The following is a 23117-nucleotide window of genomic DNA, read 5'->3' on the forward strand; positions in this document are numbered from 1 at the left end:
CAAAAACGTCCTTTTGTGATAGGGTTAAGGCATGAAAGTCACCCGAAGCACACCATCCCCAGAGGGGATCCTTGAGGCCGCGCTTTATGTTGGTGATCTGGACGCGGCTGAACGATTCTATGGTGAAATACTGGCGTTAGAGTGTATTCAACGCGTCGCGAACCGGCATGCGTTTTTCCGCGTCGGCGGATCGGTGTTGTTGCTGTTCAACGCTGATGAGACGGCAAAACCGCCGGAAAATCCGAACCTGCCCGTCCCGCCGCATGGCGCACGCGGGCCCGGTCACGTCTGCATGACTTTATCGCGGACAGAGATAGACGAAATGCGCAAGCATCTGCTGGAGTGGAACATCCCCATAGACGCCGAGTTCGATTGGCCAAGCGGGGCACGATCGCTGTATGTTCGGGACCCCGCCGGGAACTCGGTAGAATTCGCTGAAGCTCACCTGTGGGACTGAGACCCTAGCGCAGCGGTTGCTTTTCTCCCCCGACAATCCGGTAGATGTCGCTCGAAACAACGCCCACTTCGCCCAGAACAGCCTGAAACTCGGCCATATGCGGGGCATCAAAATGCGCCTCGAGCGCGGTCTGATCCTGCCATTCTTCATAAACGCGGAACTTGTTGGATTGCCCGAGTATCTGGCTGAATTCATAGATCAGGCAGCCGGGCTCTTTCACAGTCTCGGCGACCATTTTCTGCGCTGCCTCAATGGCTTTGACGACGCCATCTGTCGACACTTCAACCGTTCCGGTGACAATCAGCATGTCGTATCCTTTTTTAATTCAAACCGTTTCGAAATCCTGTCGACCGGCGTTCCGTCTTGCAGAGAAACAGCATAAGTGACCGAGTAGTCGCGGAAACCCATCTTTTCGTAATAGCTAAGTCCCTGCCGGTTGTCGGCCCGGATCGTCGCGTTGAGCGCGCTGAACCCAAGGGCCGCGGCATAGGTCGCGGTTTCAGAGAACAACGCCCGCCCTGCCCCTTTCAACACCGGCTCTCGCCGGGTGAAAGTCGCTATATCCGCGCAATCTTCCGGCAGGTTCTCATTCGTGCCAAGCCATTGAAACCCGGCCACCTCGCCCTGTTCATCAAGGGCAACGTGGCAACAGATTTTGTCTGCACCATTCAGGTAGACTTGGGCAAACAGCGCCTCAGAAAACGGTGTTTCAAACGCGGTCGTCCCGCCGATGGCTATGATTTCGTTGAGAATTTGGCAGGCAACTGCCACGTCCTCAGGCATCATGGGACGGACCGCGATCATCGCTACAGGCTCAGCTTGTCGCGCATAAAGGCCAGCGCGACGCTAAGACCGTCCGGGGCAATCCCGTGGCCGGTGCCTTTCATGACATGCGCATATACTTCTTTGAAATCTGCAGCCTGCAGTGCTTCGGCAGCTTCGGGCAGAGATTGCGGTGGAACCACATCGTCGGCATCACCATGCACCAAAAGGATCGGCATTCGGCTGACAGTTTCGTCGGGCAGCAGGTCCGGTTCCAACAACCGGCCAGAGAACGCCACGACCCCAGCCACCGGATCTTCGCGGCGCGGCGCGACGTACAGGCTCATCATCGTACCTTGCGAGAACCCAAACAGAACCACCTGCTCGGGCAGCACATCCTCATCCACCATCAGGGCATCAAGGAAGGCGTTGAAATCGTCGGCGGCCATTTCCATGCCACGGCGTGCTTCTTCTTCGGACGACCCGTCAATCCACGGGATCGGAAACCACTGATATCCGTTGGGCATTCCGGGGATCTGTTCCGGCGCATCGGGTGACACAAACAACGTGTCGGGCAGATGTTCCCCCAGCGGATCGGCCAACCCCAGCAAATCGGCCCCGTTGGCGCCATAGCCGTGCACGAACACCACGACCGAGCGTGTGTCGCCCGAAACCGGCTCTTTTCGGAGCGCATTCAAAACCCGTGTCATCTGATCCCTTCTCGTTCTTTTGCCACCCGGTAATAGGCCCACAAAACCCGCGCCGCAACCGACCGCCAAGGCGACCAGGCTTCGGCCATCTGGCGCAGCTGTTTGTCGGTCGGCCGATCGGGCAAATCAAAGAGGATGCGCGCAGCTTCTTGCAGCGCCAGATCGCCCGGCGCGATCACGTCAGCGCGGCCAAGCGAAAACATGGCGTAGATCTCGGCGGTCCAGACGCCAATACCCGACACCTCGGTCAGGATCGCCACCACGTCATCGTTTGAAACGTCCCGCAAGGCTTTGTAGTCAATGCGCGCCTCAGCCAAAGCGCGGGCGTAGCGAATTTTTTGCCGGCTCAACCCAACTGCACGCAGATCATCGTCGGTGGCCCACATGATTTTGCGCGGACCGGTCAGTTTCGCATCCTTCAACCGGTTCCAGATCGCATTGGCCGAGGCCACACTCACTTGCTGGCTGACTATGGCGCTAAGCAGTTGCGCAAACCCGTCCGGGCGACGGCGCAAGGGCAACGGACCGGTCTGTTCCATCGCATAGGCCATGCGCGGGCAGCTTTCGGCCAGCCACGTCGCGCCTTCTTCCACACAGTCGGGTGTTTCTATGATCCGTCCAACGGACATGTGCTCTCCGGCCTCGATGATCGACTGCACGTTAGGCTGCTTTGCCGCAGATGCAACCCGCTTGTGCACAATCGTTTTCGACATTACGCATGTGCTCATGACGATGACCGCCACCCCCTCCGACAACAGTCAGGCCAAACGGAATGTCGCCGTTCTGGTGGCCGCGCAGGCCTTGCTTGGCGCACAGATGCCGATGATCTTTATCGTCGGTGGGCTGGCCGGCCAATCATTGGCAACCAATCCCTGCCTGGCGACTCTGCCCATATCTTTGATCGTGCTTGGATCAATGCTGGCGGCGACACCGATCTCGGCCATCATGCAACGCTGGGGGCGGCGCGCTGGATTTCTGGTGGGGGCAACGGCGGGCGCTTGCGGTGGGCTTGTCGGCGCCTATGGCTTGTTTCTGGGGTCATTCCCGGTGTTTCTTGCTGGCAGCCTGCTGACCGGCATCTACATGAGCGCGCACGGTTTCTACCGCTTTGCCGCCGCTGACACCGCATCGGACGATTTCCGTCCCAAAGCGATTTCCTATGTTATGGCGGGCGGTCTGGCTGCAGCAATCATCGGGCCTCAGATCGTCAAACTGACCTCGACCGCGTATGTCATCCCTTTTCTCGGTACGTATATCGCTGTCATCGCAGTGAACGTCATTGGCTCGGCCCTGTTCTTATTCCTCGACATTCCGACCCCGCCCAAGCCTGCGGCTGATGCCCCCAAAGGACGGTCCCGAATCGAGCTTCTGAAGACGCCGCGCATCGCGGTTGCGATCATCTGCGCCATGGTGTCCTACGCGCTGATGAACCTTGTGATGACGTCGACACCGCTGGCCGTCGTGGGCTGCGGGTTCAGCGCCAATGACGCGGCGGATGTCGTCACCAGCCACGTGTTGGCGATGTACATTCCCAGCTTTTTCACCGGACAATTGATTGCCCGCTTTGGGGTCGAACGGATTGTGGCACTGGGCCTTCTCATACTAGCTGCGGCCGGAGTGGTGGCTTTGCAGGGCGTTGAACTGGGTAATTTCTTTGTCGCGCTGATCCTGCTGGGCATCGGCTGGAACTTTGGGTTTATCGGCGCAACCACCATGTTGGCTGAATCGCACGACGTCAGCGAGCGCGGACGCATGCAGGGGTTGAACGACCTGCTGGTGTTTGGTGGCGTTACGTTTGCCTCGCTGGCTTCCGGCGGGCTAATGAATTGTTCCGGCGGCTCTCCAATCGAAGGTTGGACCGCGGTGAACGTCGCGATGATCCCCCTTCTGACTTTGGCGGGCGGCGCGCTTTTGTGGCTGACGATGCGGCCCCGAACGGCCTAATCGTTAAGGTTCAGTATCGGTGCAAAGGCACCTAATTTCTGTGCCTCGGCGATCCCCTCATCAATGTGCTTGCGGTAGATATCCCACATCTGCCGCCTCAGGGTGCGGCCTTCGTCTGTAATGCGAAGAACCTTCCCCCGCCCGTCCACAGCTGCAGCATGGCGTGTCAGCAATCCGTCTTCCGCCATCCGTGCGACCTGCCGGGAAAAGCTGGACTGATCAAACAGAAGTTGCTGCTCTAGTTGCTTGGGGCGCAGACCGTCCGGCGATCTCTCTAACTCCCACAGAACATCATACCAGTGCAGTCGTGGATATCCGGCTGCCACCAGCGCGCGCTCAGCCCGGGAAAAGATCCGGGTGCGTGTCTGGTTCAGTGCGATCCAAGCCGCCTCTCGTTCTTCAAATCCGCTCATCACGCCTCCGCGAGGATTGTGGTTTTTCTTTGCTCATAATTTTAGATGCATTTACATGTTAATCATCAACCCTGCAAATCAGAGAAATGTCATGAAGCTGTTTACCGCATCTGCCCTCGTCTTGGCACTGGCCACACCAGTCCTTGCCGAAACCTATCACTTTGATCAAAGTCACACCGAAATCCGTTTCTACTACAACCACGCGGGACTGACCGAACAATCCGGCGAATGGACCGCCGTATCCGGCACCGTCGAGTTTGATCCCGAAAATGTCACCGCAACCAGCGCGGATATCACAATCGACGCCTCAAGTGTCGAAACCGGTTGGGGGCCGCTCAACGATCACCTCAAAAGCGGTGACTTCTTCGATGTCGAAGCTTACCCAAACATCAAATTCATCTCGACCTCGGCGGTGCAAACCGGTGCAAGCACCCTGCAAATGATTGGAGATTTGACAATCAAGGATCAGACCAAGCCCGCAACGCTTGAGATCGACCTGACCTTCATGGGCGAACACCCTCTGGCCGGATTTTTCGATTATTACAAAGGTGACTGGGTTGCTGTCGAAGCCGCTGGCCAACTTTTGCGCAGCGAGTATGGCGTCGGGATGTTTGCCCCGGGAACGTCGGACTTGGTGCAACTGAAAATCTCGGCCGAAATGCGCGCCGGCGGCTGGGAGTAATTACCAGCGCCCCGTCGCCGCCTGCACCATCAATGACAGGCGGCGGCGGATTTCACCCGGACCGAGTGTACCGGCAGCGACCCTGTCCGGGCGCGCTATGGCCTGCTTCAGAACCAATTCGGTTTGCCAACCGGCATGCAGCGCAGCGGCGGCTTTTACCGAAACCGAGCGCCGCTGAGTACGGGCCCGTTTCAACCGCCCGTACGCTTTTTCGGCCAGACGCTGAACACCCGCAGGCGTGCCATCCAGCAGCGGAATTCGCCCGCGCGCTTCAAGGTCCGGGATGGCGCGCAACCAATTCGCGACCCCAACGGCATAGCCAAAGTCCCGCATGACTTCCTCATCCGCCGACCCCAGCGCTTGTGCCGCTACCACCGTGAGCGTGCCCGCGCTGTGGTTTATGTACGCGTCGAAATGATCTTCGTCCTCGAACGGGTCGCGATAGATATCCCAACGCCTTACGGCCACATATTCATCCATCATCGACGCAAGATGAGGGGACAAGACACGCGACAGCGGCGTAACGATCTCATGCCGGCGAACAGTCGGACCTTCGGCAATTTCTTGCAACGCATCACGCCACCATTGCAGGCGCATCTCGGCAATCATCGGTTCTTGCGTGACCCAGGGTGCCCGGGCGACTTCGATGTTCAGCGCATAGATCGGAAACAACACCGCACGTGCGGAAACCGAGGCCGCCATGGCCGCCATGAACCGGTCGGGATCCACCCGATGCAACAGCGCGGCACAGGCCTTGACGTCATCGTCAAATGGAGCACTCACTCGGCGACTGCCGACTGTGGGCCGCAATCACGCACCAGTTTCCATTGGATCGCATCCAGCAACGCCTCGAACGAGGCATCGACTATGTTCGCGCTGACGCCAACGGTGGACCACCGGAGACCCTGCCCATCTTCACTGTCGATGATAACGCGGGTTACAGCCTCGGTGCCGCCCTGCGTGATACGTACCTTGAAGTCGACCAGGTGCATATCGTCCAGAATCCTCGAATACTGCCCCAAATCCTTGGCCAGCGCCTTGGCCAGCGCGTTCACCGGACCCCGGTCACCGCCGGACCCATCCAGAGACTCGCTGACCGACAGCTTCTTTTCGCCGTCGACCTTCACCACGACAACGGCTTCGGACAAGCTGACCATCTTGTTGTACTTATTCTTGCGCCGCTCAACGGTGACCTTGTACCGCTTTACCTCAAAGAATTCAGGCAGTTGACCCAGTTCGTCCCGCGCCAGAAGCTCAAAGCTGGCCTGCGCGGTGTCGTAGGAATAACCTTCTGCCTCGCGCAGCTTGATCCGTTCGAGGATGCGGCCCAAGGCCGGGTCACCGGGTTCGACCGACAAACCGGCCTCGATCAAGCGCTGGCGCAGGTTCGACTGCCCCGCCTGGTTCGACATCGGAATGATCCGTGTGTTCCCAACCGACGCCGGATCCACATGTTCATAGGTCGTTGGGTCCTTAAGGATCGCGCTGGCATGCAGCCCAGCCTTGTGCGCAAATGCGGACGCCCCGACATAGGCCGATTGTTTGCTGGGCACCCGGTTCAGGATCTCGTCCAGCATGCGGCTGACGCGGGTCAGACCCGCCAGCGCCTCGACACTGACGCCGATGTCAAAGTTCGATGCATAAGGTTCTTTCAGAAGCAGCGTCGGGATCAATGAGGTCAGGTTCGCATTTCCGCAACGCTCTCCCAATCCGTTCAAGGTTCCCTGAACCTGCCGCGCGCCCGCATCGACAGCCGCCAAAGAACAGGCCACCGCGTTTTCCGTATCGTTGTGGGTATGGATACCCAGCCGGTCCCCCGGCAGGCCCGCCGCGACCATCTCGGACACAATCCGAGACACTTCCGCAGGCAAAGCCCCCCCATTGGTGTCACACAAAACAACCCAGCGCGCACCGGCATCCATCGCGGCCCGACAAACCTCAAGCGCATAGGTTGGATTGTCCTTGTAGCCATCAAAGAAATGCTCGGCATCAAACAGCGCCTCGCGCCCCTGCGCTACGATATGTGCAACAGAGGCACGGACGTTCTCGACATTCTCCTCAAGCGAGATGCCAAGCGCATGGTTCACGTGGTAATCGTGCGACTTACCCACCAGACAGACCGCCCGCGTACCCGCGTTCATCACCGCCGCTAGAACATCGTCATTCTCTGCCGACCGGCCCGATCGCTTAGTCATCCCAAAGGCCGTCAAGCAAGCTGACGTCTTGGGAGCCGCATCGAAAAACGCGCTGTCCGTCGGGTTCGCCCCCGGCCAGCCGCCCTCGATATAGTCTACGCCCAACTCGTCCAGAGCCTGCGCGATCTGCACCTTCTCAGCGGTCGAGAACTGCACACCCTGTGTCTGCTGCCCGTCGCGCAGGGTGGTGTCGTAGAGGTAGAGGCGTTCTTTGGTCATCATACGCCCTCCAGCTTGGCCGCATCGAACCCTGTGCCCGGAACCAGTTCGACCCCATCCTTGCTCATTCGTACTTCCAGACCAGCGGCCAGGTAAGCTGCCTTTAGGCGATCGACTTCCGAGAAGTCTTTGCTCTGCATTGCACTCGCCCGCGCATCAGACAATCTGTCTGCATGAGATGAAAGATCCACCGAAGCCGTATCAGCCCAAGCACCCATTTCTTGCGACAACAGACCAAGTAGCTGAGCACCCGCCAGCAACGAGGCCGCATCACCATCCGCCGCCAAACGGTGCAACTCCGCCAAAGCACCCGCCGTGTTCAAGTCATCGCTTAGCGCAGCAACGACTGCGGGTGCAGCGCTGGCGGCGGGCTCGATGCCCGCTGTCTGCGCCCGCCACTTGCGCAGCGTCGCCTCAGCCTCACGGGCCTTTTTCTCAGTCCAGTCCATCGGCTTGCGATAATGCGTCTGCAGGAAGACAAACCGGATCACCTCGCCCGGCACGCCCTGCTCAAGAAGATCATGCACCGTGAAAAAGTTGCCCAGTGATTTGGACATCTTCTTGCCTTCAACCTGCAACATCTCATTGTGCAACCAGTACCGCGCGAACTCACCGTGCGGATGGGCGCATTTGCTCTGGGCGATCTCGTTTTCATGGTGCGGGAACATCAGGTCGTTTCCGCCACCGTGAATATCAAAGCTCTCGCCCAGCAGCTCATAGCTCATGGCCGAGCATTCGATGTGCCACCCCGGACGACCGCGACCCCAAGGCGAGTCCCACCCCGGCAACTCATCGGTCGAGGGCTTCCACAGCACGAAATCCATCGGGTTCCGCTTGTAAGGCGCAACCTCAACCCGGGCACCGGCGATCATGTCATCCACGGACCGACCAGACAAAGCGCCGTAGTGCTCCTTCCAGCTGTCAACCGCGAACAGAACGTGCCCTTCGGCCGCGTAGGCGTGACCCTTCGCGATCAAATCCTCAATCATCGCAACCATTTGCGCGATGTACTGAGTCGCACGCGGCATCTCGTCGGGCTCAAGCGCGCCCAACGCGCCCATGTCGTGCAGATACCAGCCGATGGTTTCATCTGACCGCTCCTGCACCAACTGCTCCAGCGTGCCCTCAGCGCCCGCTTTCTGGCGTGCCAGCGCGGTCGCGTTGATCTTGTCATCCACGTCGGTGAAATTGCGTACATAGGTCACGTGATCCGCGCCGTAGACATGGCGCAGCAACCGATAGAGCACGTCGAAAACCACTACGGGCCGCGCGTTGCCCAGATGGGCGCGATCATAAACCGTGGGTCCGCAGACATACATCCGCACGTTATCGGCACTGATCGGAACGAAATCCTCTTTCGTCCGTGTCCGTGTGTTGTGCAGTTTGATCGTCGTCATCGGTCGGCTCCTAAAGACAGCATATGCTTGCGCTTGGCGCGGGCTTAGCAACTTGTCTCAGGGATGAAAACGAAAGAAACCGGCCCGCTTGATAAATCAGCAGGTAATGCAGCAGATAATGATGCAGGTCATACGGTTCATGTCCTTCCCCTAGCATGGACAACGCGTTCAGCCAAGACTTGAGTTCAATCTCAAGGTGGCGCACCCTTTCAACCATGAGCCGAGAATTCGTCAATTCAATCTGCCGCACGTTTCCAGGCGCTGACCTTTCCGACCCTTGGGGCGGAGGCCATGATGCCTGGAAGGTTGGCGGTAAGATGTTTGCCTGCATCGGCACTGCCAACGATGGCGTGTCCGTCAAAACGCCTGATATCGAGACAGCTCAGATGCTGATCGAAGCAGGCGTCGGTACCAAAGCCCCCTATTTTCATCGCAGCTGGATCCGCCTGCCGTTTGACTGTGACGAGGATGAGATGCGTCATCGGCTGGCCACATCTTACGATCTGGTGCGATCTTCCCTGACGAAAAAAGTACAGTCCACTCTGCCCCCACGAAGCTGATTGACATTTTCCAATGCCTCTGGCCCATTCTGCGCTGAAGACAAGATCGGAGCGTGCCATGAAACTGTCGCAGCGTATCACTCATCTGACCGGAGGTGGCAGTGATGGGTGGGATGTATTTTACCGCGCGCGCCGGATGATCAGCGAAGGGCACGTCATTACTGAACTCACCATTGGTGAGCATGACATTCGCACGCACCCGACCATTCTGGATGCCATGGATCTATCGGCACGTCAGGGAAACACTGGCTACGCTGTGGTGCCCGGGTCGGATTTGCTGCGCGATACCGTTGCGGCGCGCATTCAGGCCCGCACTGGTCAGAAGACCTCGCGCAACAACGTGCTGATCACCCCGGGCGGCCAATCTGCCCTGTTCGCTGCCCACGTGGCGGTGTGCGATCCCGGTGATGTCGGTCTGTATCTCGATCCCTACTACGCGACTTACCCCGGCACGATCCGGGGCGCCGGTGCGACAGCCCGCGCCATCCAGACCACCGCCGAGGATGCATTCCAGCCGCGCGCGCAGCAGATCGATGCGGCGGCAGATGGTGCGGTTTCGCTGTTGATCAACAGCCCGAACAACCCCACTGGCGTCGTATATTCCCGCGAGACGCTGAACAGTATCGCAGGTGTTTGCCGTGACCGCGACCTGTGGCTGATCTCGGATGAGGTTTATGACACGCAGGTCTGGGAAGGTGAGCATATCTCACCACGTACCCTGCCCGGAATGGCCGAGCGTACTTTGGTCGTTGGTTCGATGTCCAAGTCACACGCGATGACCGGGTCCCGATGCGGTTGGGTGGTCGCCCCCGAGGAGGTGATCGCCCATCTCATCAATCTGGCAACGCACACAACTTACGGCGTGCCCGGGTTCATTCAGGACGCCGCCAGTTTTGCCTTGAGCGCGGGTCATGATCTTGAAGAGGAAATCGCCGCTCCGTTCCGGCGTCGTCGCGCGTTGGCGGTCGAGATTATGGCTCAACAAAACATCGTCGGCCTGGTGCCCGCGCAGGGTGCGATGTACCTGATGCTGGACATTCGGGCCACCGGGATGAGCGGCGAGGACTTTGCCAACGCGCTGCTGGACACTTACGCAATTGCTGTCATGCCGGGTGAAAGTTTTGGCGAAGCGGCGGCAGGTCACGTGCGCGTTGCTATGACAATTGACGACGACCGCTTTGCTGCAGCACTCAGAACGATTTGCGATTTCGCCGCCGCCCTGGCGGAAAGTCACGCGGCGGAATAGACGGATTTAAAACCGGAAGGTTGTACGCAAGTTGAACACGTTGGCGTCAATATCGCCCTGACTTCGTGTGACGTCGTTAAAATCCTGACGCAAAGCCTCACCGCTGATGACGAAACTGTCGCCGATGGGATAGGCAATTCCGATGCCGTACACTGCAGCGGTGTCATTTTCCGGTGACGCATCCAATCGGGCCGCGCCCACGACGACATAGCCCAAGGCCGGTCCGAAATCATAACCACCGCGCAACTTAAGGCGGGTCAGACTGTCCACGCTGCCTTCACCCTGCCCCAGATCCAGAGAAAGTCGATTGTATTCCAGCTCACCGCCAAGAACGAAATTCCCGAAGTCATGGTCATAACCGACAAGCGGGCCAAAAGTCGTGTCGTTTCCGCCAGAGTTATTTGGGCCACCTACATCCGCATAGCCAAAGCTGAAGCCCGCATACGCCCCCGTCCAATCCTCTGCATATACCGGTGCAATGCCGATTGTCAGGCAGGTGGTCATGAGGGCCATCAGGGCTTTCATCAACCTCTCCAAAATTCCTTGCAGCGCGCCCACCAAACGATGGGCTTCATCACATAAAACTTGGTCTGCAATCGTTAAAAATCCATTGAGATCACGGACCACTCTTAAATAAGTGATAGAAGCCTAACAGATTTTCCCACATTCGGGAAAAAACTTTACCCCACGGCAAGAACGTGATGCCGACAAGGCACAACGCTTCGTTTTTGGCCCCTCAGGTCGCAAACAGGACAGATTGTGCGCCCTCGTATTGAGAGAGTTCGCATCACCAATTGAGGACCCGCATGCAAAGTGACGTTTGGAAGATTCGCCTGATCAGCCGTACCATTGGTGCGGATCGCGGGCGTGCCGCGCGTGGGCGGCCGGTTGTGGTCTGAGTACACTCACCCTGAACGTACTTTTTCGACCGGACCTTAAATTATGAACGAACAAACCCGAAATTCATCGCGCAGCGGCGGTCGTGCCGCGCGCCGTGCGGCCCGTGCCACAGCGCTGCCCGAACATCTGCGCCCGATCCGCCCCGGCATGGAGGGCGGCATGCTGAAGGTGCTAACCCCGGCGCAGATCGAGCGTATCCACCAAGCCGCGCTGACCGCGCTGGAAACCATTGGTCTGGCGGACGCCCCACAGAGCGGGATCGACTATCTTGTCGGCGCTGGCTGTATCTTGGGTGACGACGGGCGTATCCGCTTCCCCCGCGCCTTGGTCGAAGACACAATCGCCAAGGCCAATCGCTCGGTCACATTGCATTCAAGAGATGGCAACTCCGATCTGGAACTGTCGGGCAACCGCGTCCACTTTGGTACTGCCGGCGCGGCTGTCAGCATGGTTGATGTTCACGGGCAGGAATACCGGGATTCGACACTTCAAGACCTGCACGACGCGTCCCGAATCTGTGAACAACTTGAAAACATTCACTTTGTTCAGCGCCCGATGGTGTGCCGCGACATCGCCGACAACCTCGAGATGGATTTGAACACGGTCTACGCCACCACGTCAGGAACGTTCAAACATATCGGCACGTCCTTCACCGAACCCAGCCATGTTGCCCCCGCGATCGAGATGCTGCACATGATCGCTGGTGGCGAGGATAAGTGGCGTGAACGGCCCTTTATGTCGAACTCGAACTGCTTTGTTGTTCCGCCGATGAAATTCGCAACCGAAAGCTGCGAAGTCATGGAGGAATGCATCAAAGCGGGCATGCCCGTTCTGCTGCTATCGGCCGGAATGGCCGGCGCCACCGCGCCTTCGACAATCGCTGGTGCTATTGCGCAGGCCACCGCCGAATGCCTGGCCGGGTTGGTTTATGTAAACGCCGTAAGTCCAGGCGCTCCCGCGATTTTTGGCACTTGGCCTTTTGGCCTTGATCTGCGTACAGGTGCGATGTCCATCGGGTCTGGCGAACAAGCACTCCTGACAGCGGGCTGCGCCCAAATGCACCACTTCTACGACCTGCCGGGCGGCGCGGCCGCCGGTGCATCGGATGCGAAACTGCCCGACATGCAAGCCGGGTGGGAGCAGATGTGCTCGAACGTCATGGCCGGGCTTTCGGGTTTGAACATGGTGTATGAGTCCGCAGGCATGCATGCCTCGCTGCTGGGATTCTGCCATGAAAGCCTGATCCTCAGCGATGATTTAATCGGGCAAGCGCAACGCTGTGTTCGCGGCATCGAAGTGACGGACGAAACGCTGGCACTGGATCAGATGGCCGAAGTCTGTATCGGAGGACCCGGTCACTATCTGGGAACCGATGCAACGCTGAGCCGCATGCAGGCGGACTATGTCTACCCGACTTTTGGCGACCGGTCGTCTCCGAAGGAATGGGTTGAAATTGGCAAGCCCGATTTGATCGAAAAGGCGGTGAAGCGGAAAGAAGAGATTCTCTCGACGCCGTCTCCGGCCAGATTCGATCCGCTTTTGGATGCCGAACTGCGCGGCAGGTTTAACATTTATTTGCCGGCGTAACCCATTGAAATATGGCGGCCCGTGGGGGTACGGGCCGCCGATGCCTTCGCGGGATTAACCGTTGCTGGGCGGTAGCAACCCTGCTTCCTGCGCGATGGCAATTTCATCTGCGTCCAGCGACCCGTCGCCGTTGGCGTCCATCGCCGAGAAACCATCGGCGTCAACCTCGGGCAGAACGGCCTGAACTTCTTCTATGGTCAGAACTCCATCGCCGTTGGTGTCCGCCGAGGACTGCGCAGCAGCCATCGCCGGCAGGCCCAATACGAATGCGGAAATGATTGCCAGGTTTTGCGGTTTCATTGTGATGCCTCCTAAGTGGATTTTGTGTGTGTTTTCGTCCGGACAGGCACCACAGACACCAAACCGATGAACGTCGTCACCCCAACCCGGCAACACGCGCTGTTTCGCGCCATTCTCCGCGTGTTTGTCCGAGTCGCGTCTGCAATCAACCGCTGGGCGAAACGTACAATCCTCGTTTCGGCGGTTCTTGCCCGATGCGCCTGTGCCGTTCCGGCAAGGCCCTGCCTAAATCACCGACTCGGGGGGCAAAAAGAAAGGGGGCCGAAGCCCCCTGTCAGTTTCGCCATCCAGGCTCCATTCGTTGACCGCCCGGTGTTTTGTTTGCCTGCGGCCTGGACGTCGCATGGAACGAGCGCACCCGTCCCGTGAGAGAGTGGGAAAGAGCAAATATTCCGCCCCACCCTGTTCCCGGTCGACACGGGCATGTCGACCGAGTGGACCAAGGCGTATTTGGTAAGTCTCAACGCCTTGTTCCGTGTTCGTCGGGATCGGACATCCGAGGGGAAACCCTGATCCCTACACCCCGCCTGACGGGGCGTTTTCCTTAGCTACACCCGCTGGTCGCTCCGCAGGTGTTGCACTTCATGCAGGTGCCATTGCGCACCAGCGTGTAATTTCCGCATTCGCCGCAAGGATCGCCCTCGTACCCCTGCATCTTGGCCTTGGTCCGTGCGTCCATGCCCGTGGCAACGGCAGTTTCCGCAACCGGAGCTTCGAATTGCGCAGCCGGTTCTGCCATGCCGTTCACTTCCGGTTGGCCGCCGTTGAACACCACCAGATCCTGCGGCAGACGTTTGCGCAGATAACCGGTCGAGCTGATTTGTTTTAACACTTCCAAGGACTTGGACGCGGCGCTGTCACTGATTTCGGATACGTTGGACAGACCATCTTCTTCGCCTCGACCCAGATCATCAAATGTGGCACCTTCGGGTTTCACATGGGCAAGATCGGTACGGTCCAGATAGGACACCGCCAATTCGCGGAAGATGTAATCCAGGATCGAGGTCGCGTTCTTGATCGAGTCGTTGCCCTGCACCATTCCCGCCGGTTCAAACTTGGTGAAGGTAAAGGCGTCGACGAACTCTTCCAGCGGCACGCCGTATTGCAGGCCAACCGACACTGCGATGGCAAAGTTGTTCATCATCGCCCGGAAGCCAGCGCCCTCCTTATGCATGTCGATGAAGATTTCGCCAAGCTTGCCGTCTTCGAACTCACCCGTCCGCAGATAGACCTTGTGGCCGCCCACGATCGCTTTCTGGGTATAGCCCTTGCGGCGATGCGGCAGTTTCTCACGATGGCTGCGGATGATTTCCTTGACGACAACCTTCTCAATGACCTTTTCGGCGAGAACGACGGCTTTTTCATGGGCAGTACCGCTCTCCAGCACCTCTGCCGCCTCGTCGTCATCCTCGACCAGCGCTGCTGCCAGAGGCTGCGACAGTTTCGAGCCGTCACGGTATAGCGCATTGGCCTTCACACCGAGCGACCAGCTGAGTTCATAGGCTTTCTGGCAATCCTCGATGGTCGCGTCATTCGGCATGTTGATCGTTTTGCTGATCGCACCCGAGATGAAGCTTTGGGCCGCGGCCATCATGGTGATGTGGCTATCAACCCCAAGGAAACGCTTACCTTTCTTGCCGCACGGGTTGGCGCAGTCAAAGATCGAATAATGCTCTTCCTTCAAGTGCGGCGCGCCTTCCAGCGTCATGGTTCCGCAGACATGGTCATTGGCTGCGTCGATATCCGCCTTGGTAAAGCCCAGATGGCGCAGCAGATCGAAGGTCGGATCATTTAGCTTGGTCGCCGGGATGCCCAGAACGCCGGTGCAGAAATCCTCGCCCAGTGTCCACTGGTTGAAAACGAACCGGATATCAAAGGCGCTTTCCAGCGCGGCATCCACCTTGGCCAGCTCATTTGGGCCAAACCCGTGACCGGTCAGCGAGGTGTGGTTGATCCCCGGCGCGTTGCCGATGGTGCCGTGACCAACCGCATAGCCCACGATCTCTTCAATCTGAGACGAGGAATAGCCCTGCTTTTCCAGCGCCGACGGCACCGAGCGGTTGATGATCTTGAAGTAACCGCCACCCGCGAGCTTTTTGAACTTCACCAGAGCAAAGTCGGGCTCGATCCCGGTCGTGTCACAATCCATCACCAGACCAATGGTGCCGGTGGGCGCGATCACCGTGGCTTGCGCGTTACGATAGCCGTTCTTTTCGCCAAGGCTCAGCGCCTCGTCCCAAGCCGACATCGCCAGATCGACCAGACGCTTGTCTGGGCAGTTGCCATGGTCCAGAGGCACCGGCTTCACGGCCAGTTTCTCATACCCATCGGTCACACCTTGCGAGGCACGGCGGTGGTTACGGATGACGCGCAGCATGTTGTCTGCGTTGCGCTCATAGCCCTTGAAGGGTCCAAGCTCTCCGGCAATCTCGGCCGAGGTGGCATAGGCCACGCCGGTCATGATCGCGGTCAGCGCGCCACAGATCGCCCGACCCTCATCCGAGTCGTAGCTGTAACCCATGTTCATCAGCAGACCGCCGATGTTGGCATAGCCCAGACCCAAGGTGCGGAAATCATAGGACAGTTGCGCGATTTCTTTGGATGGGAACTGCGCCATCGTGACTGAGATTTCCAGCGTCAGGGTCCACAGGCGCGAGGCGTGCATGTAGTCTTCCGCCTGGAACTCACCATCCTTGAGGAAGGTCAGCAGGTTCATCGACGCCAGGTTACAAGCCGTGTCATCAAGGAACATGTATTCCGAGCACGGGTTCGAACCGCGAATCTCACCATCTTTGGGGCATGTGTGCCATTCATTGACGGTGTCGTGGAACTGAATGCCGGGATCGGCACAGGCCCATGCGGCGTGGCCGACTTTTTCCCAAAGGTCGCGTGCCTTGACTGTCTTGGCAACTTTGCCATCGGTGCGGTTGATCAGTTCCCAATCGGCATCTTTCTCAACTGCGGTCAGAAATGCATTGGTCACGCGGATCGAGTTGTTCGAGTTCTGACCCGAGACTGAGCTATAGGCTTCCGAATCCCAGTCCGTATCGTAAGTCGGGAACTCAATGCTGTCGTGACCCTGCTTGGCATAGTCCAGAACGCGCTTGATGTAAGTTTCTGGGATCGCGACCTTTTTGGCTTCGCGAACCGCGTCCTTCAGGGCGTCATTCTTCTTGGGATCATACGCGTCGTCTTGCGCGCCGTCCCATGTGCGGATGGCCTCGAAAATGCCGTTCAGCATCTTCTCGTGCATCTTCGATCCGGCTACGATCGAGGCCACCTTCTGCTCTTCGATCACCTTCCACTCGATGAATTTCTCGATGTCAGGGTGATCAGCATCGACGATTACCATCTTTGCTGCTCGACGGGTTGTTCCGCCTGATTTGATCGCGCCAGCGGCGCGGTCGCCGATCTTGAGAAAGCCCATAAGGCCTGAAGACTTGCCGCCACCCGACAGCGCCTCGCCTTCTGCGCGCAGATGGCTAAAGTTAGTCCCGGTACCCGAGCCGTATTTGAACAGGCGCGCCTCGCGCACCCACAGATCCATGATGCCGCCTTCGTTCACTAGATCATCGTCGACAGACTGGATGAAGCACGCGTGCGGCTGCGGATGTTCATACGCGGATTTCGATTTGGTCAGCTTGCCGGTCTTGTAGTCGACGTAGTGGTGACCTTGCGCGGGACCGTCGATTCCATATGCCCAGTGCAGACCGGTGTTGAACCACTGTGGGCTGTTCGGCGCGGCGCGCTGGGTCGCCAGCATATAGCGCATTTCATCAAAGTAGGCGCGCGCATCCTCTTCCGTCGAGAAGTAACCTCCCTTCCAGCCCCAATAGGCCCAGGCGCCCGCCAGGCGGTCAAAAACCTGCTTTGAAGACGTCTCACCATCGAACTCCGCGTCATCGGCCGGGACCGAGCGCCACAGAAATTCGGGGACGTCTTTCTCTTTTACTTTCTTCAGCTTAGTCGGCACGCCCGCCTTACGGAAATACTTCTGCGCGATGACGTCGCTGGCAACCTGGCTCCAACGCGTGGGCACTTCGATGTTGTCTAGGCGAAAAACGATGGTGCCATCGGGGTTTCGGATCTCAGACGTCGCTGAGACAAAGTCCAGTTCCGCATAAGCGTCCTGCCCCGGTTTCGTAAATTTCCTGTCAATCTTCATGTCCGCACGCCCTAGATTCAATCAACTTGTCTTTCAGCGTCAGGTCCTCAAGACGCGGACCGATCGCCATGCCGTATAAAATTGGGCGCAATAGACCAGCCGCTGCATTCTGCAGCGCAAAACCGATCAAACGGTTGCACGTTACTATGATGTGCTTTCCGACCCTCGCCCTGTGCCCTATTCTAGTTTTGATACCAGATTTTGTGGCAACCCTTCCGGCCCATACAACTTGGCGTATCGACCCATAGATCGTCAACGCCATTTTTAAGTCATTTTTGATATCTTTTGTGTTGACCCATTTCTGACAACTTGCATCCGGACACCCTGTTCTGATTCCTCCACAGGTTCATCCACCGGGTACACGCAGCGATTTCAAAAACCCGCAGGTTAATTAACTGTGTTTCCCGGCACAGTTATCGGAATTTGATAATCTAACGCTAAGATGTCTAAGTTGGATGAGAATCACGAAGCGGTCATTTTGATCCGCGGCGCTGGGTAAACAGCCAGGCGCGATCACACAAAGGGGAGCGGACAGATGTCGTTGTTACGTTTACTTCCGATTCTGGCCCTGATCGTGGCCTGCACACCACAAGATGTGCGCCCTCCGGCACGCAGCGCCCAGTTCGATGATTTCCCCAAAAGGCTGTTCGACACGTTCGAGATAAGCTGCGACGGCCCGGGTGAACGCTTTGAAAGTACCGGGAATCGGGTTTTCGAATGCACCGAGCTTCTACCTCCGGACATGACCGCTTTTCTGATTCTCAACTATGACGGTTACCCTCAGGATCTGCCCAAAAGCGTGATGCGGCTGACAACGACCAAGAACAACTCGGGCTACCGTGTCGATGCCGAGCTGTATTTCAACGTCCCACGCAAAAGCGGCCCGTCGGTCAAAGTACCAGTGGAAAGCGAAACGCTGGATAAGGCGCTTGGCGCGCTTTACCAAGCGTTGGGTGGATCACCAACATAAGTGAAAGAAGTGGTCGGGGCGGCAGGATTCGAACCTACGACCCCCTGTACCCAAAACAGGTGCGCTACCAGACTGCGCCACGCCCCGAACCGTGCGCCTTCCTAACCATGCCAATCTGATTTGAAAAGCCCTAACAGGACCAAATTGCAGGACCTTGCGAAAAAATTTCGTGCCGCATGACGGTTCCGGGCTTAATCGAGTAGCGCGCGGCCAGTCCGGCGTTGATTTCGAGAACCGCAAAGACGGAATCGCCACCCTCGATTGGCGTCAGATCACCGGGAATCGCACCTTGGTGGACATGCGTTACCGTACCGGCCCGATCGAGGAAAATGATGTCCAGGGGAATCAGCGTGTTCTTCATCCAGAACACAACGGGCTGCGGCGGGTCAAAAACGAACAGCATGCCCGAACGGTTTGGCAGCGACTCGCGGAACATCAATCCACGCGACCGATCCTGCGGACTAATCGCCAATTCGATATTGAAACGGATCTGCGCCGAGTCGTTCTTGATGTCGATCTGATCAGGCTTACACGCAGCCCAGGTCATCCCGGACCAAAGCAATAAAACCGCTAAAAGACCCGAAAAAAACTTAGGCATGAAACACTCAGTCGTCCAAAGCAGCTTCCCAGGCCAGTACCTGAGCCGCCATACGTCCACGCTTGCCACTGATGACACGCATCGCGAGGGCCTCGCCCGGCTGCAGATCCGACAGACCAGAGCGGCGCAGAACTTCGATATGCAGGAACACATCTTCACCACGGCCAAAAACATTGGCGAACCCAAAGCCTTTGCCTTTGTCGAACCATTTGACTCGCGCGGCTTCTAGCGGGGCAGCGGCGATCTCAACCGGATCAAGCTCGGCAAAATCAGCCAGCATCATCGTGTCCGTCCGCGCGGGCGGATCGACACTGATGACCTCGACCGCCTGAACACCACGGTCCGTGCGATGGGTCATGATTTCTATGCCCGCACCATCTGCGACCGAACTTTGGCCGAAGTTGCGCAACACATTGACGTGCAACAAAATATCCGGACCGCCCTCATCAGACACAACAAATCCGAAGCCCTTTGCAGGGTCAAACCATTTCACGTGTCCACGGACGCGGTACATGTTGTTCAGATCTTCTGGCACGGCGTTCCCATCGCGAAAATTGTCATTTCGTTAAGGGTCCGATGTGTATGGGAATGGCTCGCAAATTCAAGCTGAAAAAACCTTTTGTTTTCGGCTTCTTGCATTTCACGATACGCGAACGTCATGGATTTAACCTCTGTATCTGCCAGTCGGAACCCACTTGATCCCGCTGCCATCGGAACCTGTCGTGCAACCGAAAGGCCCCATCGGCCCAGAATTCGATTTCGGTTGGCACCAGCCGATAGCCGCCCCAAAACGGCGGGCGTGGCGGGTTCGGGCCCAACTTGGCCGTCACCTTGGCCACCTCGGCCATCAGAACCGAGCGACTGCTGAGAGGCTGAGACTGCTTGGACGCCCAGGCCCCCAATCGGCTTTTTAGCGAGCGGGACGCATAATACTCATCCGCCTGCGGCCCGCTTTCTCTGGTTACTGTACCACGAACTCGGATTTGCCGCCGCAGAGATTTCCAATGCATCACAAAAGCAGCTTTTCCAGCGCCGTCCAACTCGGCCGCCTTGGCACTTTCGTAGTTGGTGTAGAACACAAAAGCTGCCGGTTCGATCTCTTTCAGAAGAACCATTCGCACATTCGGCATACCGTCCGAATCGACGGTCGCCAAAGCAATAGCGTCCGGATCGTTCGGTTCATTCTCTTTGGCCTCAGCCAGCCACCGCCCCGCTATTTCAAACGGATCGGTGCCGGCAAATATGCCGCTACGTTCGCTCATTCCCATCCCCTGGAAACTAATAAAGCCCACCCTAGGGCGAGAACCCGCCACGGGCAAGAGCGCGCGGCCTTGATGCAGCGCACCCAATGGCATAAACCATCCCAACATAACGCGAAGACAGGCGGAGAACCAAACATGTCAAATCAGTTGATGGCCGGCAAACGCGGCCTCATCATGGGACTGGCCAATGATAAATCAATCGCATGGGGAATAGCCCGTGCCTTGTCCGAATCCGGAGCAGAGCTGGCTTTTTCTTATCAAGGCGACGCACTTAAGAAACGCGTTGATCCACTGGCGGCACAACTTGGCAGTGAAATTGTTCTGCCCTGCGACGTCAGTGACGAAGAATCGATTGATGCGCTGTTCACATCTCTGGAAGAGAAATGGGGCAAGCTGGACTTTGTTGTTCACGCCATCGGTTTTTCGGACAAGAACGAACTGCGGGGCCGCTACGTCGACACGTCGCGCGCGAACTTCAAACTGACCATGGACGTGTCGGTCTATTCCTTTACCGCTGTGATGCAACGGGCCGAAAAGATGATGTCCGAAGGCGGCAGCGCAGTCACCCTGACCTATTATGGTGCTGAGCAGGTGATGCCGCACTATAACGTGATGGGTGTCGCCAAAGCCGCGCTTGAGGCGTCGGTCAAATATCTGGCCGAGGATCTGGGCAAGGACGGTATCCGCGTGAACTCGATTTCAGCAGGCCCGATCAAGACGCTGGCCGCCAGCGGCATCGGCGACTTCCGCTATATTATGAAATGGAACGAGTATAACTCGCCCCTGCGTCGCAACGTGACCATCGACGATGTCGGCAAATCAGCTCTGTATCTGCTGTCTGACCTCAGCAGCGGTGTAACGGGAGAAAACCTGCATGTGGATTCGGGTTATCACATTGTCGGCATGAAAGCCGTCGACGCACCAGACGTCGAAAAGGGATAAAGACATGAGCGCCAAGGATCGCCTGCCCCACGAAAAAGGGTTTCACATCAGCTGGGATCAGATCCACCGTGATTCCCGCGCCTTGGCCTGGCGTTTGGACGGGCAAGGCCCGGATGACGGCGCATGGCGCGCAGTTGTGGCCATCACCCGTGGCGGTATGGCGCCTGCGATGATCGTCAGCCGCGAGCTGGACATCCGCACCGTCGACACAGTCAGCGTGCGCTCGTACCACCATCAGGACCAAGGCGAAGCCGAGGTGTTGAAAGCCCCCGATGCCCAGCTGATGCGCGACGGCGAAGGTATTCTGATCATCGACGATCTGGTCGACAGCGGCAAAACGCTGGAGCTGGTGCGCGCAATGTACCCCAAGGCGCATTTCGCGACAGTTTACGCCAAGCCCAAGGGTCGTCCGATGGTGGACACGTTCATCACCGAGGTCAGCCAGGACACCTGGATCTTTTTCCCTTGGGATATGGCCCTGCAATATGTCGAGCCCTACCGCGGGACCGACTAAAAGAACCCTCTCAACCCACAAAGAGTGAGGCAAAGCCTTACAAAGGACAGGCCCGTCATGACCCAGTCCCGTACCACCGCGACATTTGCCCCTCCGGTCATGGAGGCGCGGCGCTGGTTGGAGGGGGTGGAGTTTCCTGATGACCGTCCCCTGATCAACGTCAGCCAGGCGGCCCCGGTCGATCCACCGCCCCTGGCGTTGCGCGAAGCGATTGCCAGCTTTGCCGTGACCGAAGACAGCGCCCATCTTTACGGGCCGGTTCTGGGCAATCCTGCCCTGCGATCTGAACTCGCCCTTCAGATCGGGTCGCATTATGACGCGCTGGTGTCCAGCGATCAGGTGGCAATCACCCCGGGCTGCAATCAGGCATTTGCGGCTGCGGTCACAGCGATCACCGATCAGGATGACGAGGTGATTGTTCCAACGCCCTGGTACTTTAATCACAAGATGTGGCTGGACATGGCAGGCGTCCGAACCGTGGATCTGCCAACCGATGACGCTCTGCTGCCCGATCCGGACGCAGCCCGTGCTCTGATCACTGACAAAACCCGCGCTATCGTTCTGGTGACCCCGAACAATCCCGGCGGAGTGGAATACCCTGCCCCTTTGGTGCGCGCATTCTTTGATCTTGCGCAAGAGGTCGGCATCCGGCTGATCGTGGACGAAACATATCGGGACTTCGACAGCCGCAGCGGCCCACCGCATGACCTGTTCGCCCAGCCTGACTGGGATCAAACCCTGATCCACCTCTATTCCTTTTCCAAAGCATACAGGCTGACCGGCCACCGTGTCGGCGCGATTGCGACCGGCACTGACCTGCTATCCGAGATTGAAAAGTTTTTGGACACAGTCGCCATCTGCCCAAGCCAGATCGGCCAGCACGCAGCCCTTTGGGGAATGCATAACCTGTCGCAATGGCTGGCAGGAGAACGGGATGAGATCCTCGACCGCCGCGCCGCAATTGCCGAGCTGTTGCCAAGCCTGACGGACAAGGGTTGGCGGCTGCTGGGTCTGGGCGCTTATTTCGCCTATTTCGAACACCCGTTCGATATCCCATCGGACGAACTGGCCCAACGACTGGTCCCCGAGGCCGGCATCCTGCTGCTGCCCGGCACAATGTTCATGCCCGAAAATGATGCGGCCGGAAAACGTCAGGTTCGTATCGCATTTGCCAATCTGGACCGCGCCGGATTGGGGCAATTGTTCGAACGGCTGGCTGCTCTGTCCTTCTGAGCTTGCTCCCCGACGGTGCGCGTCGTATTCAGGGCCGCAACCGACAGGGCAGTTACCTGCC

The 23117-nt window shown here is 58.0% G+C and carries 24 protein-coding genes and 1 tRNA gene; 10 read left to right on the plus strand and 15 right to left on the minus strand.

The features are described from left to right. The first annotated feature begins 31 nt into the window (after positions 1-31). A complete protein-coding gene (locus tag AC2FIO_RS03265; protein ID WP_282168252.1) occupies positions 32-457 on the plus strand; it encodes a VOC family protein in 426 nt (141 codons plus the stop codon). A 4-nt stretch (positions 458-461) separates the two neighbouring features. On the opposite strand, the gene AC2FIO_RS03270 is transcribed toward AC2FIO_RS03265, so the two are convergent. From AC2FIO_RS03270 to AC2FIO_RS03285, 4 genes are read right to left on the minus strand one after another with little or no spacing between them, the layout of a single operon-like run. Then, a complete protein-coding gene (locus AC2FIO_RS03270) occupies positions 462-764 on the minus strand; it encodes a putative quinol monooxygenase (RefSeq protein WP_282168251.1) in 303 nt (100 codons plus the stop codon). Beyond that, entirely contained in the window at positions 758-1261 is a 504-nt protein-coding gene (locus AC2FIO_RS03275; protein ID WP_282168250.1) for a GNAT family N-acetyltransferase, read from the minus strand. The genes AC2FIO_RS03270 and AC2FIO_RS03275 overlap by 7 nt, the downstream gene beginning before the upstream one ends. A gap of 2 nt (positions 1262-1263) precedes the next feature. Continuing rightward, positions 1264-1929: an alpha/beta hydrolase gene (locus AC2FIO_RS03280; protein ID WP_496695586.1), complete on the minus strand. Its 666-nt coding sequence runs from the start codon at positions 1927-1929 to the stop codon at positions 1264-1266. Next, positions 1926-2558, minus strand: a complete 633-nt coding sequence (locus AC2FIO_RS03285) for a DNA-3-methyladenine glycosylase family protein (protein WP_109311898.1) — start codon at positions 2556-2558, stop codon at positions 1926-1928. Before AC2FIO_RS03285 ends, AC2FIO_RS03280 begins: the two co-directional genes overlap by 4 nt. A gap of 97 nt (positions 2559-2655) precedes the next feature. On the opposite strand from AC2FIO_RS03285, the gene AC2FIO_RS03290 reads away from it, so the two are divergent. After that, positions 2656-3873, plus strand: a complete 1218-nt coding sequence (locus tag AC2FIO_RS03290) for an MFS transporter (RefSeq protein WP_109311834.1) — start codon at positions 2656-2658, stop codon at positions 3871-3873. Here the strand turns inward: AC2FIO_RS03290 and AC2FIO_RS03295 are convergent. Continuing rightward, positions 3870-4286, minus strand: coding sequence for a MarR family winged helix-turn-helix transcriptional regulator (locus AC2FIO_RS03295; RefSeq protein WP_282168249.1), 417 nt, complete (start codon positions 4284-4286; stop codon positions 3870-3872). The two genes, AC2FIO_RS03290 and AC2FIO_RS03295, sit on opposite strands and share 4 nt — an antisense overlap. A 91-nt stretch (positions 4287-4377) precedes the next feature. Between AC2FIO_RS03295 and AC2FIO_RS03300 the strand changes: the two genes are divergently transcribed. After that, on the plus strand, positions 4378-4968 hold the full coding sequence (locus tag AC2FIO_RS03300; RefSeq protein ID WP_496695589.1) for a YceI family protein: 591 nt from the start codon (positions 4378-4380) through the stop codon (positions 4966-4968). Here AC2FIO_RS03300 and AC2FIO_RS03305 read toward each other — a convergent pair whose 3' ends face one another. From AC2FIO_RS03305 to cysS, 3 genes are read right to left on the minus strand one after another with little or no spacing between them, the layout of a single operon-like run. Further along, positions 4969-5751 (minus strand): squalene/phytoene synthase family protein, encoded by a 783-nt coding sequence (locus AC2FIO_RS03305; RefSeq protein WP_282151281.1) that lies wholly within the window; start codon positions 5749-5751, stop codon positions 4969-4971. It abuts the gene before it with no gap. Then, the gene (gene cimA / locus AC2FIO_RS03310) at positions 5748-7382 is read right to left on the minus strand and encodes a citramalate synthase (protein ID WP_496695592.1); all 1635 of its coding nucleotides are present in this window, start codon (positions 7380-7382) and stop codon (positions 5748-5750) included. Before cimA ends, AC2FIO_RS03305 begins: the two co-directional genes overlap by 4 nt. After that, positions 7382-8779, minus strand: a complete 1398-nt coding sequence (gene cysS / locus AC2FIO_RS03315) for a cysteine--tRNA ligase (RefSeq protein WP_496695593.1) — start codon at positions 8777-8779, stop codon at positions 7382-7384. Before cysS ends, cimA begins: the two co-directional genes overlap by 1 nt. Positions 8780-8994: 215 nt before the next feature. Here cysS and AC2FIO_RS03320 point away from each other — a divergent pair, with 215 nt between their 5' ends. Both AC2FIO_RS03320 and AC2FIO_RS03325 read left to right on the plus strand, forming a co-directional pair. Next, positions 8995-9339 (plus strand): MmcQ/YjbR family DNA-binding protein, encoded by a 345-nt coding sequence (locus AC2FIO_RS03320; RefSeq protein WP_472723838.1) that lies wholly within the window; start codon positions 8995-8997, stop codon positions 9337-9339. Between the two features lie 58 nt (positions 9340-9397). After that, on the plus strand, positions 9398-10585 hold the full coding sequence (locus AC2FIO_RS03325) for a pyridoxal phosphate-dependent aminotransferase (protein WP_282168243.1): 1188 nt from the start codon (positions 9398-9400) through the stop codon (positions 10583-10585). Positions 10586-10591: 6 nt separating this feature from the next. On the opposite strand, the gene AC2FIO_RS03330 is transcribed toward AC2FIO_RS03325, so the two are convergent. After that, positions 10592-11110: an outer membrane protein gene (locus AC2FIO_RS03330; protein ID WP_282168242.1), complete on the minus strand. Its 519-nt coding sequence runs from the start codon at positions 11108-11110 to the stop codon at positions 10592-10594. 417 nt (positions 11111-11527) lie between these two features. Here AC2FIO_RS03330 and AC2FIO_RS03335 point away from each other — a divergent pair, with 417 nt between their 5' ends. Next, positions 11528-13072: a trimethylamine methyltransferase family protein gene (locus tag AC2FIO_RS03335; RefSeq protein WP_058278025.1), complete on the plus strand. Its 1545-nt coding sequence runs from the start codon at positions 11528-11530 to the stop codon at positions 13070-13072. Between the two features lie 54 nt (positions 13073-13126). Here the strand turns inward: AC2FIO_RS03335 and AC2FIO_RS03340 are convergent, their stop codons facing one another. Together AC2FIO_RS03340 and AC2FIO_RS03345 are read right to left on the minus strand one after the other, a co-directional pair. Further along, on the minus strand, positions 13127-13372 hold the full coding sequence (locus AC2FIO_RS03340) for an EF-hand domain-containing protein (protein WP_108859061.1): 246 nt from the start codon (positions 13370-13372) through the stop codon (positions 13127-13129). 544 nt (positions 13373-13916) lie between these two features. Further along, positions 13917-17537 carry a vitamin B12-dependent ribonucleotide reductase gene (locus AC2FIO_RS03345; RefSeq protein WP_496695597.1) on the minus strand — a complete coding sequence of 1207 codons (3621 nt, stop codon included), beginning with the start codon at positions 17535-17537 and terminating at the stop codon, positions 13917-13919. Positions 17538-18072: 535 nt separating this feature from the next. Here AC2FIO_RS03345 and AC2FIO_RS03350 point away from each other — a divergent pair. After that, positions 18073-18507 carry a hypothetical protein gene (locus AC2FIO_RS03350; protein WP_109311824.1) on the plus strand — a complete coding sequence of 145 codons (435 nt, stop codon included), beginning with the start codon at positions 18073-18075 and terminating at the stop codon, positions 18505-18507. 10 nt (positions 18508-18517) lie between these two features. On the opposite strand, the gene AC2FIO_RS03355 is transcribed toward AC2FIO_RS03350, so the two are convergent. From AC2FIO_RS03355 to pdxH, 4 genes are all read right to left on the minus strand, one after another. Further along, positions 18518-18594: transfer RNA gene (locus AC2FIO_RS03355), tRNA-Pro, on the minus strand. Positions 18595-18637: 43 nt separating this feature from the next. Further along, the gene (locus AC2FIO_RS03360) at positions 18638-19105 is read right to left on the minus strand and encodes a DUF192 domain-containing protein (RefSeq protein ID WP_472723842.1); all 468 of its coding nucleotides are present in this window, start codon (positions 19103-19105) and stop codon (positions 18638-18640) included. Positions 19106-19112: 7 nt separating this feature from the next. Then, positions 19113-19619: a cold-shock protein gene (locus AC2FIO_RS03365; protein WP_369934646.1), complete on the minus strand. Its 507-nt coding sequence runs from the start codon at positions 19617-19619 to the stop codon at positions 19113-19115. A 142-nt stretch (positions 19620-19761) separates the two neighbouring features. Further along, entirely contained in the window at positions 19762-20367 is a 606-nt protein-coding gene (gene pdxH, locus AC2FIO_RS03370) for a pyridoxamine 5'-phosphate oxidase (protein WP_058278031.1), read from the minus strand. A 135-nt stretch (positions 20368-20502) separates the two neighbouring features. On the opposite strand from pdxH, the gene fabI reads away from it, so the two are divergent. From fabI to AC2FIO_RS03385, 3 genes are read left to right on the plus strand one after another with little or no spacing between them, the layout of a single operon-like run. Beyond that, a complete protein-coding gene (fabI, locus tag AC2FIO_RS03375; RefSeq protein WP_108858520.1) occupies positions 20503-21309 on the plus strand; it encodes an enoyl-ACP reductase FabI in 807 nt (268 codons plus the stop codon). A gap of 4 nt (positions 21310-21313) precedes the next feature. Continuing rightward, the gene (gpt, locus tag AC2FIO_RS03380) at positions 21314-21823 is read left to right on the plus strand and encodes a xanthine phosphoribosyltransferase (RefSeq protein WP_058271741.1); all 510 of its coding nucleotides are present in this window, start codon (positions 21314-21316) and stop codon (positions 21821-21823) included. Positions 21824-21880: 57 nt separating this feature from the next. After that, positions 21881-23056, plus strand: coding sequence for an aminotransferase (locus AC2FIO_RS03385; protein ID WP_496695601.1), 1176 nt, complete (start codon positions 21881-21883; stop codon positions 23054-23056). Positions 23057-23117: the final 61 nt, after the last annotated feature.

The sequence above is a fragment of the Ruegeria sp. CDSB086 genome (assembly GCF_059611065.1).

What these genes read in the sequence shown, in the direction of transcription:
- AC2FIO_RS03265 (WP_282168252.1), top strand. Translation starts at nt 32, where the DNA reads ATGAAAGTCACCCGAAGCACACCATCCCCAGAGGGGATCCTTGAGGCC.
- AC2FIO_RS03270 (WP_282168251.1), bottom strand. Translation starts at nt 764, where the DNA reads ATGCTGATTGTCACCGGAACGGTTGAAGTGTCGACAGATGGCGTCGTC.
- AC2FIO_RS03275 (WP_282168250.1), bottom strand. Translation starts at nt 1,261, where the DNA reads ATGATCGCGGTCCGTCCCATGATGCCTGAGGACGTGGCAGTTGCCTGC.
- AC2FIO_RS03280 (WP_496695586.1), bottom strand. Translation starts at nt 1,929, where the DNA reads ATGACACGGGTTTTGAATGCGCTCCGAAAAGAGCCGGTTTCGGGCGAC.
- AC2FIO_RS03285 (WP_109311898.1), bottom strand. Translation starts at nt 2,558, where the DNA reads ATGTCCGTTGGACGGATCATAGAAACACCCGACTGTGTGGAAGAAGGC.
- AC2FIO_RS03290 (WP_109311834.1), top strand. Translation starts at nt 2,656, where the DNA reads ATGACGATGACCGCCACCCCCTCCGACAACAGTCAGGCCAAACGGAAT.
- AC2FIO_RS03295 (WP_282168249.1), bottom strand. Translation starts at nt 4,286, where the DNA reads ATGAGCGGATTTGAAGAACGAGAGGCGGCTTGGATCGCACTGAACCAG.
- AC2FIO_RS03300 (WP_496695589.1), top strand. Translation starts at nt 4,378, where the DNA reads ATGAAGCTGTTTACCGCATCTGCCCTCGTCTTGGCACTGGCCACACCA.
- cimA (WP_496695592.1), bottom strand. Translation starts at nt 7,382, where the DNA reads ATGACCAAAGAACGCCTCTACCTCTACGACACCACCCTGCGCGACGGG.
- cysS (WP_496695593.1), bottom strand. Translation starts at nt 8,779, where the DNA reads ATGACGACGATCAAACTGCACAACACACGGACACGGACGAAAGAGGAT.
- AC2FIO_RS03320 (WP_472723838.1), top strand. Translation starts at nt 8,995, where the DNA reads ATGAGCCGAGAATTCGTCAATTCAATCTGCCGCACGTTTCCAGGCGCT.
- AC2FIO_RS03325 (WP_282168243.1), top strand. Translation starts at nt 9,398, where the DNA reads ATGAAACTGTCGCAGCGTATCACTCATCTGACCGGAGGTGGCAGTGAT.
- AC2FIO_RS03330 (WP_282168242.1), bottom strand. Translation starts at nt 11,110, where the DNA reads ATGAAAGCCCTGATGGCCCTCATGACCACCTGCCTGACAATCGGCATT.
- AC2FIO_RS03335 (WP_058278025.1), top strand. Translation starts at nt 11,528, where the DNA reads ATGAACGAACAAACCCGAAATTCATCGCGCAGCGGCGGTCGTGCCGCG.
- AC2FIO_RS03340 (WP_108859061.1), bottom strand. Translation starts at nt 13,372, where the DNA reads ATGAAACCGCAAAACCTGGCAATCATTTCCGCATTCGTATTGGGCCTG.
- AC2FIO_RS03345 (WP_496695597.1), bottom strand. Translation starts at nt 17,537, where the DNA reads ATGAAGATTGACAGGAAATTTACGAAACCGGGGCAGGACGCTTATGCG.
- AC2FIO_RS03350 (WP_109311824.1), top strand. Translation starts at nt 18,073, where the DNA reads ATGTCGTTGTTACGTTTACTTCCGATTCTGGCCCTGATCGTGGCCTGC.
- AC2FIO_RS03360 (WP_472723842.1), bottom strand. Translation starts at nt 19,105, where the DNA reads ATGCCTAAGTTTTTTTCGGGTCTTTTAGCGGTTTTATTGCTTTGGTCC.
- AC2FIO_RS03365 (WP_369934646.1), bottom strand. Translation starts at nt 19,619, where the DNA reads ATGTACCGCGTCCGTGGACACGTGAAATGGTTTGACCCTGCAAAGGGC.
- pdxH (WP_058278031.1), bottom strand. Translation starts at nt 20,367, where the DNA reads ATGAGCGAACGTAGCGGCATATTTGCCGGCACCGATCCGTTTGAAATA.
- fabI (WP_108858520.1), top strand. Translation starts at nt 20,503, where the DNA reads ATGTCAAATCAGTTGATGGCCGGCAAACGCGGCCTCATCATGGGACTG.
- gpt (WP_058271741.1), top strand. Translation starts at nt 21,314, where the DNA reads ATGAGCGCCAAGGATCGCCTGCCCCACGAAAAAGGGTTTCACATCAGC.
- AC2FIO_RS03385 (WP_496695601.1), top strand. Translation starts at nt 21,881, where the DNA reads ATGACCCAGTCCCGTACCACCGCGACATTTGCCCCTCCGGTCATGGAG.